The sequence below is a fragment of the Methylobacterium sp. J-043 genome (genome assembly GCF_022829505.1).
Lineage (GTDB): Bacteria > Pseudomonadota > Alphaproteobacteria > Rhizobiales > Beijerinckiaceae > Methylobacterium > Methylobacterium extorquens_A.
This window is the reverse complement of sequence record NZ_JAKSYB010000045.1, coordinates 129,069-144,296: the sequence shown is the minus strand read 5'-3', so window position 1 is coordinate 144,296 and position 15,228 is coordinate 129,069. Positions and strand designations below refer to the sequence as shown.

Here is a 15,228-nt window from a genome sequence, read left to right as displayed (position 1 = left end):
GGGCGCGCCCGCGCAGCCAGAGTCAGATATCGAGCGCAGGGCCGTCACGATCAACTGCGCTCCGCAATCCCAGGCGCGTCAGGGCCGACGGAAGGTTCCGCCGGACGGGCCATCACGCCGTTTGGAGGGCCGTGCGGGCTAAATTCGAGCGTCGTTAAGCGGCGCTTTACGCTCTTGGGCGACCCTGTGCCTCGAAACGAAACAGCCGCCGCCATGCGCCGCCGGTTCCCCTTGGGAGGCCGGGTCGGCCCGCGGCCGGCTTGAGCGGAAAGCGAGGCGCCCCGCATGTCGACCACCGTTCTCATCATCGACGACGATCCCGTGCAGCGTCGCCTCGCCGAGGCGATGGTGCGTCGCCTCGGTTTCCAGGCACAGATCGCGGAGAACGGCCATGACGGGCTCAATCTGCTGCGCGGCGGCGAAAGCGTCGATGTCGTGCTGCTCGATCTCGTCATGCCCGGCGGCATGGACGGACTGAGCGTCCTGGCCGAGATGCGCAAGAGCGGCATTGATACCCCCGTCATCGTGCAAACCTCGAACGGCTCCATCGACGCGGTGGTCAACGCCATGCGGGCGGGCGCCGTCGATTTCGTGGTCAAGCCGGCCGGCGCCGAGCGTCTTCAGGTCTCGATCAAGAACGCCCTGCGGGTCGATCAGCTTGAGGAGGAGGTGCGCCGGATGCGCCGCCGCGCCTCGGGCGCGCTGGGCTTCAAGGATCTCGCCTCGAAGAGCCCGGACATGGAGCGGGTGATCCGGCTGGCCGAACGGTCGGCCAAATCGAACATCCCCGTCCTGATCGAGGGCGAATCGGGTGTCGGCAAGGAGGTTCTGGCCCGCGCGATCCAGGGCTCGGGCGACCGGCGCGGCAAGCCGTTCGTCACCGTGAACTGCGGGGCGATCCCCGAGAACCTCGTCGAATCGACCCTGTTCGGTCACGAGAAGGGTGCCTTCACCGGCGCCACCGAGAAGCATGTCGGCAAGTTCGTGGAAGCGTCGGGGGGCACGCTGTTCCTCGACGAGATCGGTGAGCTTCCCCTTGATGCTCAGGTAAAGCTCCTGCGGGCGCTGCAGGAGGGCGAGGTCGATCCCGTGGGCGGCAAGCGCGCCGTGCGCGTCGATATCCGTCTGATCTCGGCGACCAACCGCTCGCTGCTCGACCTCGTGAAGCAGGGCAAGTTCCGCGAGGATCTCTATTACCGCCTCAACGTCTTCCCCATGACGCTGCCGCCGCTGCGGGCGCGACGCGAGGACATCCCGGATCTCGTGCGCTCGTTCTGCGCGCGGTTCGCGGCAGAAGAGGGCAAACGCCTGCGCGGCATCACAGCCGAGGCGATGGCGCTGCTCTCGCGCTATCCCTGGCCCGGCAACGTGCGCCAGCTGGAGAACGCGCTGTTCCGAGCGGTCGTGCTCGCCGACGGCGACGAACTGACGGTGGCGGAATTTCCGCAGATTGCGGCGCAGGTCGAGGGGTTCGATGTCCGCATCCCGCCGCTGCCGGCGCAGGCCGCCCTGCCCGCGGGCGGGCTCGAACCGGTGCGGGAGATCGTCCGTGTCGAGGTGCGCGATCCGCACGCCATGTCGCTCGTCGTCGAGGACACCGGCGACATGAAGACGATGGAGGCGGTCGAGGCAGAGGTGATCCGCTTCGCCCTGCAGTTCTACCGCGGCCGAATGTCCGAAGTCTCCCGCCGCCTCGGAATCGGCCGATCGACCCTCTACCGCAAACTCAAGGAGCTCGGCCTCGACGAAGAGGAGCGCTCCGAGGACGCCGCCTGAGGCCGGAACAGTCGTTCGGAGCGATCGTCCCGAAAGGGGGTCACACCTCTCGGCACGACGCATTGGCCTTTCGCCCTTCGCCTTCAGGTTCCGGCTCGGCCATGGCATGTGGTCGTGTGGTTGCGCACGGCCGTGCTTCGGTCGATGATCTTTAAGCAGAGCTGCGGCAGTCTCGGCCGTATCCAGGGAGTTGCCGACATGCGCGCTGCATCGGAAGCCGGAACGGGCATCGTGCGGACCTTGTCCGTCGCGCTGGCGGCCCTCCTCGCTTTCAGCCAAGCCCCGGCTCGTGCCGAGGAAGCGCCGGCCGCGACGGAGTCGGGCGTCGTCATCCGTAAGGCCGCCGTCGATCTCGCCAACGAACCGGCGGTTACGACCGACGCCACCGACGGCGCGGCAGCGACTGTCGATGCGCCGCCCTCCGGCGAGCCGGCCCCCGCGCCCGCTGCCGAGGGGCCGCCGGCGCCCGTCGCGCCGAGCGAGCCGCTTCCGGCGGCCGTCTATGCACGTCTCAACGATTCCGCGCCGCTGCTCCAGCGACTGACCGGCAAGGATCGCGAGGCGATTCAGGCCTTCTACGCGCTCGGCAACTTCAAGCCGGTCTGGATCGAGAACCGGACCTTTACCGCCGCCGCCAACGCGGCCATTGCCCGCCTGCGGGAAGCGGGCGAGGACGGGCTCGATCCGAACGCCTATCCCGTTCCAGTCGTGGGCAAGCTCAGCCGCCCGGACACGGAGGCCGAGATCGCCGAGGCCGACCTCAAGCTCTCGGCCGCGCTCGCCCTCTACGCCCGCGACGCCCGCGGCGGACGGGTGAACCCGGCCACGATCTCAAAGCTCATCACGCCCACCCTCGACCTGCCGCCGGCTGACACGGTGCTGACCCGCCTTGCCGCGGCGGGGGCGGGGGCCGGAGAGGTGCTGCAAAGCTACAATCCGCGCCAGCCCGGATACCTCGCCCTGAAGAAGCGCCTCGCCGGACTGCGTGCCGGCCGGACGCAGGGCGTGCCGAGCGTCAGGTTGCCCGACGGGCCGGATCTCAAGCTCGGGATGAGCGATCCACGCGTACCGCTGCTGCGCAGCCGCTTCGGCCTGGACGCGCGCCCCGTGGGTACCCTCGATACGGCACCCGGCGAGGCGGATGCCTACGACCGCTCCGTCGCCGATGCCGTCAAGAGCTTCCAGCGCAGCCGCGGCCTTCCGGCGAGCGGGACGCTCACCCGCGCCACTGTCGCCGCGCTTGCCAGCCCGAGCGTGCCGAAGACGAGCGCGAGCGAGGCCGACCTCCTCGTCAACATGGAGCGCTGGCGCTGGCTGCCGCCCGAGCTCGGGCCGAACTACGTTTTCGTCAACGTGCCCGAATTCAAGCTGAAGGTCTTTCGCGACGGGCAGGTGCGTGACGAGACGCGGGTGATCGTCGGCAAGCCGACGAGCCCGACGCCGACCTTCTCGGGGATGATGGAGTACGCCGTCGTCAACCCGTCCTGGTACGTGCCGCCCTCGATCCTGAAGCAGATGCTGGCTTCGGGCCGCACCGCCGGGTTCGAGGTGGTTCGCCGAGGCGGCAACATCTCGCTGCGCCAGCCGCCGGGAGAGCGGAACGCGCTCGGCTTCATCAAGTTCATGTTCCCCAACCAGCACGCGGTCTACCTGCACGACACGCCGAACCGCTCGCTGTTCTCCGCCTCGACCCGCGCCTTCAGCCATGGCTGCGTGCGCGTGGACGACCCGTTCCGCTTCGCCGACGCGGTGCTGCCGAACTGGACGCAGGAACGCCTCAAGAAGCTGATCGGCAAGGGCGAGCGGACGCTGCGCCTGCCCGAGAAGCTGCCGGTGCACCTCGCCTACTTCACGGCGGAAGTGGACGATCTCGGGACCTACCGCACCCTGACGGACCTCTACGGCTACGATGGCCCGATGAAGGTCGCGCTGGGGCTGAGCCCCCGCTCGGACGCCGTGGCGAAGGGGCCCGCGAAGGAGAAGCGCCCGAGTGCCGAGGCCTCCCGCGCGGCTCCGCGCCAGGCGATCGCGCGTGAGGCAGTACGCAGCGAGCGCCGCGCTGCCCCCCGCCGCTCATCGGACATGTTCGGCGAACCCGAAAGCGCCCCGACCTACGCGTATCCGCCGCGCAGCTACTGGTAGAGCGGCGATCGCGCGCCTTTGCCAACATAGATCATCGGCGCCGTCATTCCGCGCGGGACAGCGTCGGTCCGCGTGCCATCCTGCATCTTGTGAGGCTCTTTTTTGCCACGGTTGGCCCGTAGCCGTCTTCGAAAGACGGTGAGCAGCACGGGCCCCGACGACCCGCCTTTCCGGTCCTCGGCCATCCTTGCGCCCCGCGGCATCGCCGATGCCGCGCCGTTTCGCGAGGTGAGGACCATGCTGCGCACGATCCGGGACCGCCTGTCCTCGAAACGCACTTCGCCCTCCCCGCGCCTGAAGCGCCTCGCCTCCGCCACCGGCGCGATGGCCGCCCTGCTCGTCGCCGGCACGGTCGAGACCCAGAACGCAGTCGCCAACGGCGACACCCGCAGCCTCTCCATGGTGCATGAGCACACCGGCGAGACGCTGAACGTCACCTTCAAGCGCGACGGGCGCTACGACCGCGCCGCCCTCGATCAGATCAACTGGCTCATGCGCGACTGGCGCGAGAACGAATCGGTCAAGATGGACCCGCGCCTGTTCGACGTGGTGTGGGAGGCGCAGCGCTCCGTCGGCTCGACCGCGCCGCTGCGCATCGTCTGCGGCTACCGCAGCCCGAAGACCAACGGCATGCTGCGCCGCCGCTCATCGGGCGTTGCCGAGACCAGCCAGCACATGCTCGGCAAGGCCATGGACTTCTTCATGACCGATGCCTCGATCGACCAGATCCGCGCCGTCGGCATGCGGATGCAGCGCGGCGGCGTCGGCTGGTATCCCCGCTCAGGCTCGCCCTTCGTGCATCTCGATGTCGGCTCGGTGCGCTCCTGGCCGCGCATGAGCCACGACCAGCTCGCCCGCCTGTTCCCGGACGGTAAGACCGTCCACCTTCCCGCCGACGGCAAGCCGCTCGCCCGCTACGAGGAGGCCCGGGCCGAGATCCTCTCCCGCGGCGGCACCGTGCTGGGCTACACGGCGCTGGCCAGCGCCGACGAGGTCGGCGAAGGGCCGGGGCTCAAGGGCTTCTTCGCCTCGCTCTTCGGCGGAAGCGGCGGGACGGATGCGCCGTCGGCCGCGCTCGCCAGCGCCGCCGTGCCGTCGAAAGCCCGGGCCAAGCCGAGCATCGCGGTCGCGAGCGCCGATCCCGCCGATGCGACTGCCGCGATGGCCTATGCCGCACCGGCCGCCTCCGAGGCTCTACGCGCGACGAGCCTGCGCCGGGACGGCGCCTCGGCCAAGGAATTGCTGACTGGCGAGGCGGATCAGGCGGTGGTCGCGCCGCTGCCGCCGCGGCGTCCCTCGGAATTCGCCGTCGTCGCCACCGCCCTCACTATTCCTCTGCCGCCGCAGCGCCCGGTGCAGCTCGCCTCTCTCAACGGCGAGGGCTTAGGCGGCATGGTTCACGTCGCGCAGGCCGGAAGCGAGACGAGCGACGAGGCGCCAGAGCCGGGGGCTATCGAGGCGCGTCTGGTGCCGGCGGATGCCGACCCGCGCGAGCAGGTCCGCAGCCTGTTCTTCGCCGCGGTTCAGGGCATCTCGGAGCCGGCCGCACCGACCGCCTTCGTCCGCGTGGCGCTGGCGCGCTCGCGCCCCGACGAGGCGCTGCCCGCGGAGGCGCTTCACATCCCCTCGGTCGAGGCGCTTAGCGGACGGTTCTCGGCCGAACCGGCGACTTTGTCCGCCGCCCGCTTCTCCGGCTCCGCCACGCAGGGGCCGGCTGCTGCCCGTTGACGCCGGGGGCGCCCGCGCTCCATTCGGGGGAACTCATACCAAATCCGGTTGACCCCCTCGGGATGGCGGATTTGGGTCTCGCTCAAGCGCCGCGCGGGCTTGCCGATACGGTTTCCGCTTGAAGCAAGCGGAAACCGTATCGGCCGAGGCCCTCCCATGCTGCTCTACGAGCACCCGCTTTCGTCCTACGCCCAGAAAATCAAGATCGCGCTACGCGAGAAGGGTGTACCGTTCACGGGCGAGATCCCCGAGAGCTTCGGCAGCGGCCGAAGCGACGGCCCCTTCGCCGCCGCCAATCCGCGTACCGAGGTGCCGGTGCTGGTCGATGGCGACGTCTCGATCTTCGAATCGACCGTGATCCTCGAATACATCGAGGAGCGTTGGCCCGATCCGCCGCTTCTGCCCCGCGACCCCGCCGCCCGCGCTTTTGCACGGCTCACCGAGGAGGTCTGCGATACGCAGTACGAGGCGGTGAACTGGGGATTTGGCGAAGTGCTGTGGTTTGCCCGCGCCACCGGCGCCCTGGCCGACCACCTTCGGGAGCGGGCCGCGGCGCAGACCCGCACGCTCCAGGCGTGGCTGACGTCGCGCCTCGGCGAGACCGACTGGTTCGGCGGCGACACGTTCGGCTGGGCCGACGCGGCGGCGGCGCCGATGGTCAATCGTTCGGTGCATTACGGACTGGGGCCGGAGCCCGGCACGCCGCTCGCCCGCTGGCACGCGCGGCTGCGGGAACGGCCCTCCGTCGCCGCGACCTTCGCGGAGTTCGACGCCGCTGCGGAGACAATGGCCGCCGCCTCGAACCATTACACGACGGGCGGGCGCCGCCGGGAATATCGCGACCACCGGCTCGAATGGATGGTGAAAACCGGCGGGATCGAGGTGGTGCTGGCCGGCCTGCGCGACGGCAACATCCGCTTTCCGTGGCCGGAGGGTTGAGTCGCCTGCATTCCCATCCACATCCCTCATCCTGAGGTGCCCGCGTCGGCGGGCCCCGAAGGATCTTCCAGGGATCGCGCGAAAGCTGGAGGGTCCTTCGAGGCCGCTGCGCGACACCTCAGGATGGGGTCTCGGTGGGGCTGACGGTGCTTGGGTGGCGCTACGCCATGCCGAGGGCCTGGAGGTAGAGTTCGAGGATCGCCTCCTCTTCCTGGCGCTCGTCGTGGTCGCGCTTGCGCAGGGAGATGATCTTGCGCAGCACCTTCACATCGAAGCCGTTGGCCTTGGCTTCGGCGTAGACATCCTTGATGTCGCCCGCGATGCCGGCCTTCTCCTCTTCGAGACGCTCGATGCGCTCGATGATGCTCTTGAGCTGGTCGGCGGCGACCGAGGACGGGTCGACGGCGGGGGCAGGCGAGGCGGCCATGGCAGCGCTCCTTCACGCGAGGGATGGCGTGTGCCCGAAGACCCACGCCGGATGCCTGGGGATTACGGCATCAACCTTACCTGCTCGTTGATGCCGATGCTCCCTCAGTGTCCGCCGGTCTGGGCGGCGGAGAAGCGTGCCTGCTGCTCGGGGGCCGCCTCGGTCTGGTGCTTCTGCTTCCATTCTTCGTAGGGCATGCCGTAGACGTGCTCGCGGCTCTGATCCTTCGAGAGTGCGAGGCCGCGCTCGTCGGCCGCGTCCTTCAGCCAGTTCGACAGGCAGTTGCGGCAGAAGCCGGCGAGATTCATCAGGTCGATATTCTGCACATCGGTGCGGTTGCGCAGATGCGAGACGAGGCGGCGGAACACGGCCGCCTCCAGCTCGGTCTGCGTCGCGGGATCGATGCCGGGTGCGGGTTCGGTCATGGCGGCGGCTCTCGCTGTCGAGGGGATCGCGCAGTGGTCGTCCCGCGATCCCCTCCCGTCAAGCGGGCGGACGCAGCATCGGCCTCAGGATGCGGGCAAAGCGCTGCGCCCACTCCTCCTGGCCCTCGGGCCCGCCGATCAGATCCTGGCGGATCTCGATCAAGGCGTTGGGCAGGCCGCGGACGGTGGCGTGCCGGTCGATCGTGTCGCCAGGCAAGCCGCCGCCGTAGGGCTGGTTGTCGCCGACGCAGAGGCCGGCCGGATCGGCCTTGAGCGCCTCGATCAGCAGGCGGCTCAGCCCCGCATCCTGATCGTATAGGACGCCGACCTGCCAGGGCCGGGCGATGGTGCGCCAGAACGGCGTGAAGCTGTGGATCGTCATCAGCATCGGACGTACGCCTGCCGCCTCCGACCGGCTGACCGCCTCGTCCACGGCGCGGTCGAACGGCATGTAGAAGCGCCGGATCCGCTCGGCGATGCCGGCCGCGTCGATCCGGGCGTTGCCGGGCACGATCGCGCCGTCTGAGAGCCGCATCACCAGGGTCGGATCGCGCCGGCCCCGGTTCGGATCGATGATGAGCCGTGAGAACTGCGTCAGCACCGCCGGCACCCCGAGCCGGGCGGCGAGCCGGCGCGTCACCTCGGCGGCGCCGATATCGTAGGCGATGTGGCGGGAGAATTCGGCTTCCGGCACGCCGAGCCGGCCGAGATCGTCCGGCACCGCGTTCGAAGCGTGTTCGCAGACGAGCAGGAGACCCAGGGACGCATCGCCATCGATGCGCTCGATGGGGTGTTCGGGGCGGGTTTCGGTCTCGGGTTCAAGGGACAGCATGGCGCTTATCTGGGCCACTGCTGCGAGATCGAAAGGGGCGCGGCTTTCACCGCCGACCCGCTATGCGCAGGGCGCTCCGTAAGTCGACCAGCAAGGATGGTGCTGGGGTCAAAAAGAATGCTCCGGCGCCCGAAAGTTTTGTGAAACCGGGGAGGCTTGCCGATAAGGCGGCGCTCGGGCAAGCAAACGCACAAACAAGAACCGTCAAGAACCGCGCGAGGACGCCCATGACCGCCCCTGCCCCGACCGATCCGGCCCACGCGGAGCGTCGCGCCCTCCTCTCGTCGATCCTCGACGAGGCGATCGCCGCCGCCCATCCGCGCAAGTGCCTCGTCGGGCACCTGCCGGCGCCGACGCCGGGGCGGCTCATCATTCTCGGAGCGGGCAAGGCCGGCGGCAGCATGGCCGCGGTGGCGAGCCGGTTCTACCGCCAGGAGCACGGGGTGCCGGAGGACCGGATCGTCGGTCTCGCGGTGGCCCGGCACGGTTACGGCGAGGAGGCTCCCGGCATACGTATGGTCGAGGCGGGCCATCCGGTTCCCGATGCGGCCGGGATCGAGGCGACCAAGGAAGCGCTCGCCATCGCCGCGAGCGCCGGCCCGGAGGACGAGGTTCTGGTGCTGCTCTCCGGCGGCGGCTCGGCGAACTGGATCGCGCCCGCCGGCAACCTGACGCTCAGCGAGAAGCAGGCGATCACCAAGGCGCTGCTGCGCTCCGGTGCGCCGATCAACGAGATCAACGCCGTGCGCAAGCACCTCTCGCGCATCAAGGGCGGGCGGCTCGCGGTGGCGGCACGCAACGCGAAGTCGATCCTGACGCTCGCCATTTCCGACGTGCCGCATGACGACCCTTCGGTGATCGCCTCCGGCCCGACCGTGCCCGATCCCTCCACCCTGGCCGATGCCCGCGCGATCTGCGAGCGCCGCGGCATCAGCCTGCCCGAATCCGCCCTCGCCCTGCTGAACGATCCGGCCAACGAGACGCCGAAGGCGGGCGATCCGGCTTTCGCCCGAGCCGAGTACCGCATCATCGCCCGGCCGATCGACGCCCTCGAAGCGGCGGCCGAGGCCGCCCGGCGGGCCGGCTACGAGCCGGTGATGCTGGGCGCCGACCTCGAGGGCGAGGCCCGCGAGGTCGCGGCCGAGCATGCCCGGCTGGCGCTTGAGGCGCGGCTGGCGGGGCGGCGCGTCGCCCTGATCTCCGGTGGCGAACTCACCGTCACCATTCGCGGCGAGGGTGATGGCGGCCCCAATCAGGAATATGCGCTGGCGCTCGCCATCGCCCTCGACGGGGCCGAGGGCATTGCCGGCATCGCCGCCGACACCGACGGCACCGATGGCGGCCGCGGCGCGGCGACGGACCCGGCAGGCGGCTTGGTCGACGCCACGACGCTGAGCCGCGCCCAGGCCGCAGGGCTCGATCCGAAAGCGATGCTGCTCGACAACGATTCGACGCGATTCTTCGCGACAATCCGCGATCTCGTTCAGCCGGGCCCCACTCGGACCAATGTCAACGATTGTCGCGTCATCCTCGTCGATTGAGTTCTCGAGAGCATCGTCCCAAAAGGCAGCCACCGGCTTTTGGAAGAAGACGATGCAGAAACAAGCGAGCGCGCGCTCGCTGCGCAGGGCCGTCCTCGGGCTCTGCGCCGCCGCCTCCGCGCTCCTCCCCCTCCCCGCTTCGGCCGATCTGCGCCTGTGCAACCAGACCGCCAGCAAGGTCGGCGTGACCCTGGGCTACCGGGACGCGCAGGGTTGGGTGACCGAAGGCTGGTGGGATCTCAAGCCACGCAACTGCGAGACCCTGCTCAAGGGCTCGCTCGCGGCGCAGTTCTACTATCTCTACGCTGTCGATTACAGCCGCGGCGGCGAGTGGAGCGGACGCGCCATGATGTGCACCCGTGACACTGCCTTCACCATTCGCGGTGTCGAGGACTGTCTCGCTCGCGGCTTCGACCGCAACGGCTTCATCGAGGTCGATACCGGCCAGCAGCGGAACTGGACGATCCAGCTCTCCGATCCGGGCCAACCTCTGGCCGGCGGTCCGTAAGAACCCCGCTCGCTGCGCTTCGTGGTGCGACGGGCCAGGGCCACGCCGATCCTGATCTTTGAGGCAGAACGTGACCATCGCGGCGTCGCGCCGTGCGGGGGCGATATCCCGCGCCGACAGCGGCAGCCATGGCAGCGCTGAACGCCACACGCCGCACAGCCATCGCCAACATTGGTGAGCCAACCGAGCCACCGCGATGGCCGGACGGATGAAGTGAGCCGTCGTCCGTGGCCACATCCGAGCAGACCAGTCCAAACGAAAACGGGCGCCTCATGGAGGCGCCCGCTGAACATCGTCGGTCTGTGAAGTTCGAGGCTTAGAGGCCGCTGAACTTATAGTTGAAGCCGGCGCGGATCAGGCTGCCCTCGGTGGCGAAACGCGAGGTGTAGGAGCCGGGCGGGGTCGGGGCGGTCTGGTTGATCAGCACGTTGCGGCTGCCGAGATCGTAGCGGATGTACTCCGCCTTGATCGTCACGTCGGACTTGATGCCGAGCCAGCGGCCGACCGAGAAGTAGTTCAGGAAGCTGTCGACCGGGATCGCGTACTCGATGCCGCCGCCGTAGTTGTAGCCGGTCTCGAAGATCTTGCGACCGCCGCCGGTGTACTGGAGGACGGTGGCGCCCGGGTTGAAGAAGTCCGCGCCGTAGCTGACGTGGCCGAAGGCGAGACCGCCGGTGCCGTAGACGAAGAACCGGTCGAAGGCGTAGCCGAGCTTGCCGTTGACGGTGCCGAGGAAGTCGAGGTTCTGCGTGTAGACGCTGGCGTTGCCGACGGTCGGGTTCGGCGCGCCGTAGAAGCCCGTGCGCTTGTCGAGGTCGAGCCAGGTGGCGTCGAAGGCCAGACCGGCCACGAAGCCGCCGCCCGGCGTGAACTGATGGTTGTAGCCGAAGCCGCCGCCGATGCGGGAGAAGCCATCGACCTCGCTCTTGAGGGAGGCGGGGCGACGGGCGAGCGTCACGTTGCTGGCGGTGAAGGGATCGTTGCCGCGGGTCTGGATGTTCGGGTTGTCGGTGAACGCGTAACCCGTGTGCAGGCCGGCGTAGAAGCCGGTCCAGGTGAAGACCGGGACGGGCGCGAAAGCGATCGGCGGAGCCTCGCGGCGCGGCAGATCGGCGGCGAGCGCGGCGGTGCTCACGAGTGCCGCGGTGCCGCCCAGGAGGAGAGCTCTGATCACGATGGGGTCGCCTTCGAAGAATGCTGATTTCGAGGGCTAAGCTACCAGCGGGACGGCCAAGCTGCCTATGACTTTCCAGCAACACGCAGCGTCGATAACGCCAGAGTTGCGTTGTGCGGCGCGTAAACGCTTAGATCTCGGAAAGTTGAACAGCACTGAACGACGAGCCATAGAAAAGGTTCCCGCACCGGTCTTGGCGTTGAAATGCGTCGATGCTCCGGCCTTGACCTCGCGGGCCGGGAAATGCTTGTGGCCGCCAAGCCCCCGTCCGGCCATCGGCGCCTGCCCGCGCGCCGCCCATCCGCCGGGCCGTTCCCGCACGCGTTCGCCGCGCTCCGTGGGTCCAGCGGGTATGATGGAGGCCCCATTGAAGCGCTCGCGCCGCACCAAAATCGTCGCCACCCTCGGCCCGGCATCCGACACGCCGGAGATGATCGAGAAGCTGTTTCATGCCGGTGCGGACGTCTTCCGCATCAACATGAGCCATCTCGCCCGCGAGAAGCTGCCCGAGCGCATCGAGGTGATCCGCACCATCGAGCGCGAGGCCAAGCGCCCCATCGGCATCCTCGTGGACCTTCAGGGCCCGAAGCTGCGGCTCGGCACCTTCGTGGGTGACGCGGCGGTGCTCGAGAACGGCCAGACCTTCGTGCTCGATTCGGATCCGACGCCGGGCGATGCCGACCGCGTCTTCCTTCCCCATCCCGAAATCCTGTCGGCGCTGGAGCCCAGTCACGGCATCCTGATCGACGACGGCAAGCTTCGCCTCGTCGTCACCGAAGTGAGCGAGGGGCGTGCGGTCACCCGCGTCGAGGTCGGCGGCCGCATCTCGAATCGCAAGGGCGTGTCGCTGCCTCACACCGTACTGCCGGTGCCGGCGATGACCGAGAAGGATCGCGGTGATCTGGAAGCGGGCCTCGCGGCCGGCGCCGACTGGATCGCCGTTTCCTTCGTGCAGCGCCCGGAAGACGTGGCGGAGGTGAAGAAGGTGGCCGCCGGGCGTGCCCTGGTGATGGCCAAGATCGAGAAGCCTCAGGCGCTCACCCGACTCGACGAGATCATCGAGATCTCCGACGGCATCATGGTCGCCCGCGGCGATCTCGGCGTCGAGATGCCGCTCGAACAGGTGCCGGGCGTGCAGAAGCGCATTACCCGCGGCGCGCGCCGGCTCGGCAAGCCGGTCGTCGTCGCGACGCAGATGCTCGAATCGATGATTACCTCGCCGGTGCCGACCCGCGCCGAGGTGTCGGACGTGGCCACCGCCGTCTACGAGGGCGCGGATGCGGTGATGCTCTCGGCCGAGAGCGCCGCCGGCGAGTTTCCGGTCGAGGCGATCGGCACCATGAACCGCATCGCCGAACAGGTGGAGCGTGACGCGCTCTACTGGTCGATCCTCATGGCGCAGCGTTCCGAGCCGGAGCCGACGGCTTCCGACGCCATCGCGGCCGCGGCCCACCAGATCGTCGAGGCGCTGAGCCTGCGCGCGATTATGGCCTGGACCCATTCGGGTTCGACGGTCCTGCGGCTTGCGCGCGCCCGGCCCAATGCCAGCGTCATCGCGCTGACGCCGAAACGCGAGACGGCGCGGCGCCTTACCATGGCCTGGGGCGTGCACCCGATCGTCACCAAGGATGCCAGCGACGTGGACGACATGGCCTTTCGCGCGGCGAAGTTCGCGGTGCGCGAGCGCTTTGCTGAAATCGGCGACCGGGTGATCATCGTGGCCGGCGTGCCGTTCGGCATTCCGGGAGCGACCAACATGGTGCGCATCGCATTCGTCACCCGCGAGCACGCCGAGCGGGCCTGAGGCATCGGCCTGGATATCGGATCCGGATGGACGCTCGATCGCGCGGAGGCTCTACCGCGCGATCGCCTCCGTCAACGATTCAACCTCGCGCACGAGGGTGTCGGGGGCAGTGTAGGTCAGCATATGTCCGGCGCCCGGCACCACGACCCGCCGGGAGTGCGGTATCGCCCGGCTCAGCGGATCGGTCTGCAAGCGGGTTTGAACGACCGGATCGGCCTCGCCCGCCACGATCACGGTGGGCACGGCGATGGTTTGGTAGCGCGGCGCCTGTTCGGCGAGCACGGCGGGAAGTCCGGCGAGATCCTGGATGTTGGCGAGCGCCGGACCCGGTCGCAGAATCAGCGGCGCCCGGCTCGCCTCGATGTAGTTTTCCACCGGAGCTTCCGGTTTGAACACGCTTCTCGCCACCGAGGGCAGATAGGAGAGGCCGATCGGCACGGCGACGGTCTGGGTGAGCAGCCACGTCACCGGCGGCATCAGGGCGATCCGCGCCCACCAGGGCAGCGGGCGCGATGGAAACGGCATCGCCACGGGCGCCACGAGAACGAGGCCTGCCAGCTGCTCCGGCCGGTCGAGGGCCATCCGCAGGGCGAGCGCGCCGGACCAGGAATGGCCGAGCAGGATCGCCGGCCCGGTGCCGAGCCGATCGAGAGCCTGTCCCAACATCCTTCCCTGGAAGGCTGGTGAAGCGGCGTCCGCGCCGCCGATTCGGTCGCTGTTGCCGTAACCCGGCCGATCGAAGGCGATGACGCGAAAGCCGGATCGGGCAAGGTGCCGGCCAACGCCCTCCATCGGATCGTAGGCGTTCGCCGAAGCGCCGTGGAGCAGGACGACCGTGCCCCGCGCGCCCGTCTCGGGCCCGTCCGCGAGATAGGCGATCCGGCCGCCCTCGACATCGATGCTTCGGTCAGCGGCCGGATAGCGTGCCTCGGTGCGCCATGCGATCAGCCGCGTCGCCACGGCCGCGCAGAGGAGCAGCAGCGCGACGAGAGCGATGAGCGCTGCCAAGAGGACGGCAACGAGTCGGAGGGGCTCAGCGAGGCTCACGGGGCGCGAATCAAAGATCGCGTCCCTGCACGTCGGGTGTCAGCCGCTCGATCGCCTTCTTGAGCACGTCCCATTGCGGATAGAGCGCTTCCGCCCGGCGGAAGGCATCGAGGGCCCGGCCCTTGTCGTCCTGGGCGAGGTAGAGCTTGCCGAGCGCGGCCCAGGCCTCGAAATGGCGCGGCTCCAGCACGAGCGCGCGCTGAAGGTCGGAGATGGCGGTCGCGGTGTCGGACAGACGCCAGAACAGGGTGGCGCGCCGGCTCCAGCCTTCGGACCAGTTCGGCTCGAGGGCGACGGAGCGGTCCATCAATTCGACGGCCAGCGGCAGGTCGTTGCCGCTCATCGCCTGCCGGGCACGATCGGAGAGCAGGTCGGCCGTGGCACTGCCGGAGCGGCCGAGACGACGCTCGATCAAGGTGGCGACGGCCTTGGCCTCGGTCTCGTCCTCGGCCTGCTTCAGGCGGGTGTAGAGATCTTCGAGACTGACCGGCGGATGCGCCTTGCGCTCCTTCTCCGGTCGCGCCTTGTCGGCTGCCGCAAGGCTGGCGGTGGCCGTGGGACCTGCGAGCGCGAGGCCAAGGCAAAGGGCGATCAGGAGAGGGGTGCGGCGAGCGTCCATAGGTCCGGAGCTTCCACCCCGAACCCGGCTCCCGTCAACGCGCTTCGGTGCCGCGTCCGAGTCGCAGCACCGAGGGATCAGCCCTGGCGGGCCTTGAAGCGCTTCTGGGTCTTGTTGATGACGTAGACGCGGCCCTTGCGGCGCACGAGCTGGTTATCGCGGTGACGGCCGCGCAGCGACTTGAGCGAGTTGCGAATCTTCATCGGTCTCACATCGGCACGGATTCGAGACCGGCCGCCTGTTGTTCATGTGTCTCGAAGGAACGG

At 69.1% G+C, this 15,228-nt stretch carries 14 protein-coding genes; 7 read left to right on the top strand and 7 right to left on the bottom strand.

The window, feature by feature from the left end; translation table 11 throughout:
* The first annotated feature begins 285 nt into the window (after nt 1-285).
* The 4 genes from MKK50_RS12090 (at nt 286) to MKK50_RS12075 (ending at nt 6,585) form a co-directional block, all read left to right on the top strand.
* Entirely contained in the window at nt 286-1,776 is a 1,491-nt protein-coding gene (locus MKK50_RS12090; RefSeq protein WP_253371813.1) for a sigma-54-dependent transcriptional regulator, read from the top strand.
* A 198-nt stretch (nt 1,777-1,974) separates the two neighbouring features.
* On the top strand, nt 1,975-3,918 hold the full coding sequence (locus tag MKK50_RS12085) for a L,D-transpeptidase family protein (protein ID WP_499022521.1): 1,944 nt from the start codon (nt 1,975-1,977) through the stop codon (nt 3,916-3,918).
* Nucleotides 3,919-4,155: 237 nt separating this feature from the next.
* Nucleotides 4,156-5,646, top strand: a complete 1,491-nt coding sequence (gene mepK, locus MKK50_RS12080; protein WP_499022734.1) for a peptidoglycan L,D-endopeptidase MepK — start codon at nt 4,156-4,158, stop codon at nt 5,644-5,646.
* Between the two features lie 156 nt (nt 5,647-5,802).
* A complete protein-coding gene (locus MKK50_RS12075; protein WP_499022519.1) occupies nt 5,803-6,585 on the top strand; it encodes a glutathione S-transferase family protein in 783 nt (260 codons plus the stop codon).
* A 160-nt stretch (nt 6,586-6,745) separates the two neighbouring features.
* Here MKK50_RS12075 and MKK50_RS12070 read toward each other — a convergent pair whose 3' ends face one another.
* From MKK50_RS12070 to MKK50_RS12060, 3 genes are all read right to left on the bottom strand, one after another.
* Nucleotides 6,746-7,012, bottom strand: a complete 267-nt coding sequence (locus MKK50_RS12070) for a DUF2312 domain-containing protein (RefSeq protein WP_003601858.1) — start codon at nt 7,010-7,012, stop codon at nt 6,746-6,748.
* 104 nt (nt 7,013-7,116) lie between these two features.
* On the bottom strand, nt 7,117-7,437 hold the full coding sequence (locus tag MKK50_RS12065) for a DUF1244 domain-containing protein (protein WP_499022516.1): 321 nt from the start codon (nt 7,435-7,437) through the stop codon (nt 7,117-7,119).
* A 58-nt stretch (nt 7,438-7,495) separates the two neighbouring features.
* A complete protein-coding gene (locus tag MKK50_RS12060; RefSeq protein WP_499022513.1) occupies nt 7,496-8,269 on the bottom strand; it encodes an N-formylglutamate amidohydrolase in 774 nt (257 codons plus the stop codon).
* A 227-nt stretch (nt 8,270-8,496) separates the two neighbouring features.
* On the opposite strand from MKK50_RS12060, the gene MKK50_RS12055 reads away from it, so the two are divergent.
* A complete protein-coding gene (locus tag MKK50_RS12055; protein WP_499022509.1) occupies nt 8,497-9,810 on the top strand; it encodes a glycerate kinase type-2 family protein in 1,314 nt (437 codons plus the stop codon).
* 52 nt (nt 9,811-9,862) lie between these two features.
* Nucleotides 9,863-10,318: a DUF1036 domain-containing protein gene (locus tag MKK50_RS12050; RefSeq protein WP_499022506.1), complete on the top strand. Its 456-nt coding sequence runs from the start codon at nt 9,863-9,865 to the stop codon at nt 10,316-10,318.
* Nucleotides 10,319-10,634: 316 nt separating this feature from the next.
* On the opposite strand, the gene MKK50_RS12045 is transcribed toward MKK50_RS12050, so the two are convergent.
* On the bottom strand, nt 10,635-11,492 hold the full coding sequence (locus tag MKK50_RS12045; RefSeq protein WP_499022504.1) for an outer membrane protein: 858 nt from the start codon (nt 11,490-11,492) through the stop codon (nt 10,635-10,637).
* Nucleotides 11,493-11,859: 367 nt separating this feature from the next.
* Here MKK50_RS12045 and pyk point away from each other — a divergent pair, with 367 nt between their 5' ends.
* The gene (pyk, locus tag MKK50_RS12040) at nt 11,860-13,296 is read left to right on the top strand and encodes a pyruvate kinase (protein ID WP_253371828.1); all 1,437 of its coding nucleotides are present in this window, start codon (nt 11,860-11,862) and stop codon (nt 13,294-13,296) included.
* Nucleotides 13,297-13,347: 51 nt separating this feature from the next.
* On the opposite strand, the gene MKK50_RS12035 is transcribed toward pyk, so the two are convergent.
* The 3 genes from MKK50_RS12035 to ykgO all read right to left on the bottom strand — a co-directional run bounded on the left by MKK50_RS12035 (nt 13,348) and on the right by ykgO (nt 15,165).
* Nucleotides 13,348-14,343 carry an alpha/beta fold hydrolase gene (locus MKK50_RS12035; protein ID WP_499022500.1) on the bottom strand — a complete coding sequence of 332 codons (996 nt, stop codon included), beginning with the start codon at nt 14,341-14,343 and terminating at the stop codon, nt 13,348-13,350.
* Between the two features lie 10 nt (nt 14,344-14,353).
* On the bottom strand, nt 14,354-14,962 hold the full coding sequence (locus MKK50_RS12030; protein WP_499022498.1) for a tetratricopeptide repeat protein: 609 nt from the start codon (nt 14,960-14,962) through the stop codon (nt 14,354-14,356).
* Nucleotides 14,963-15,039: 77 nt separating this feature from the next.
* Nucleotides 15,040-15,165: a type B 50S ribosomal protein L36 gene (ykgO, locus tag MKK50_RS12025; RefSeq protein ID WP_003601867.1), complete on the bottom strand. Its 126-nt coding sequence runs from the start codon at nt 15,163-15,165 to the stop codon at nt 15,040-15,042.
* Nucleotides 15,166-15,228: the final 63 nt, after the last annotated feature.

Excerpts from the sequence above, each read along its gene's own strand:
- mepK (WP_499022734.1), top strand. The coding sequence starts at position 4,156 with ATGCTGCGCACGATCCGGGACCGCCTGTCCTCGAAACGCACTTCGCCC.
- ykgO (WP_003601867.1), bottom strand. The coding sequence starts at position 15,165 with ATGAAGATTCGCAACTCGCTCAAGTCGCTGCGCGGCCGTCACCGCGAT.
- MKK50_RS12065 (WP_499022516.1), bottom strand. The coding sequence starts at position 7,437 with ATGACCGAACCCGCACCCGGCATCGATCCCGCGACGCAGACCGAGCTG.
- MKK50_RS12030 (WP_499022498.1), bottom strand. The coding sequence starts at position 14,962 with ATGGACGCTCGCCGCACCCCTCTCCTGATCGCCCTTTGCCTTGGCCTC.
- MKK50_RS12050 (WP_499022506.1), top strand. The coding sequence starts at position 9,863 with ATGCAGAAACAAGCGAGCGCGCGCTCGCTGCGCAGGGCCGTCCTCGGG.
- MKK50_RS12090 (WP_253371813.1), top strand. The coding sequence starts at position 286 with ATGTCGACCACCGTTCTCATCATCGACGACGATCCCGTGCAGCGTCGC.
- MKK50_RS12085 (WP_499022521.1), top strand. The coding sequence starts at position 1,975 with ATGCGCGCTGCATCGGAAGCCGGAACGGGCATCGTGCGGACCTTGTCC.
- MKK50_RS12055 (WP_499022509.1), top strand. The coding sequence starts at position 8,497 with ATGACCGCCCCTGCCCCGACCGATCCGGCCCACGCGGAGCGTCGCGCC.
- MKK50_RS12070 (WP_003601858.1), bottom strand. The coding sequence starts at position 7,012 with ATGGCCGCCTCGCCTGCCCCCGCCGTCGACCCGTCCTCGGTCGCCGCC.
- MKK50_RS12060 (WP_499022513.1), bottom strand. The coding sequence starts at position 8,269 with ATGCTGTCCCTTGAACCCGAGACCGAAACCCGCCCCGAACACCCCATC.
- MKK50_RS12075 (WP_499022519.1), top strand. The coding sequence starts at position 5,803 with ATGCTGCTCTACGAGCACCCGCTTTCGTCCTACGCCCAGAAAATCAAG.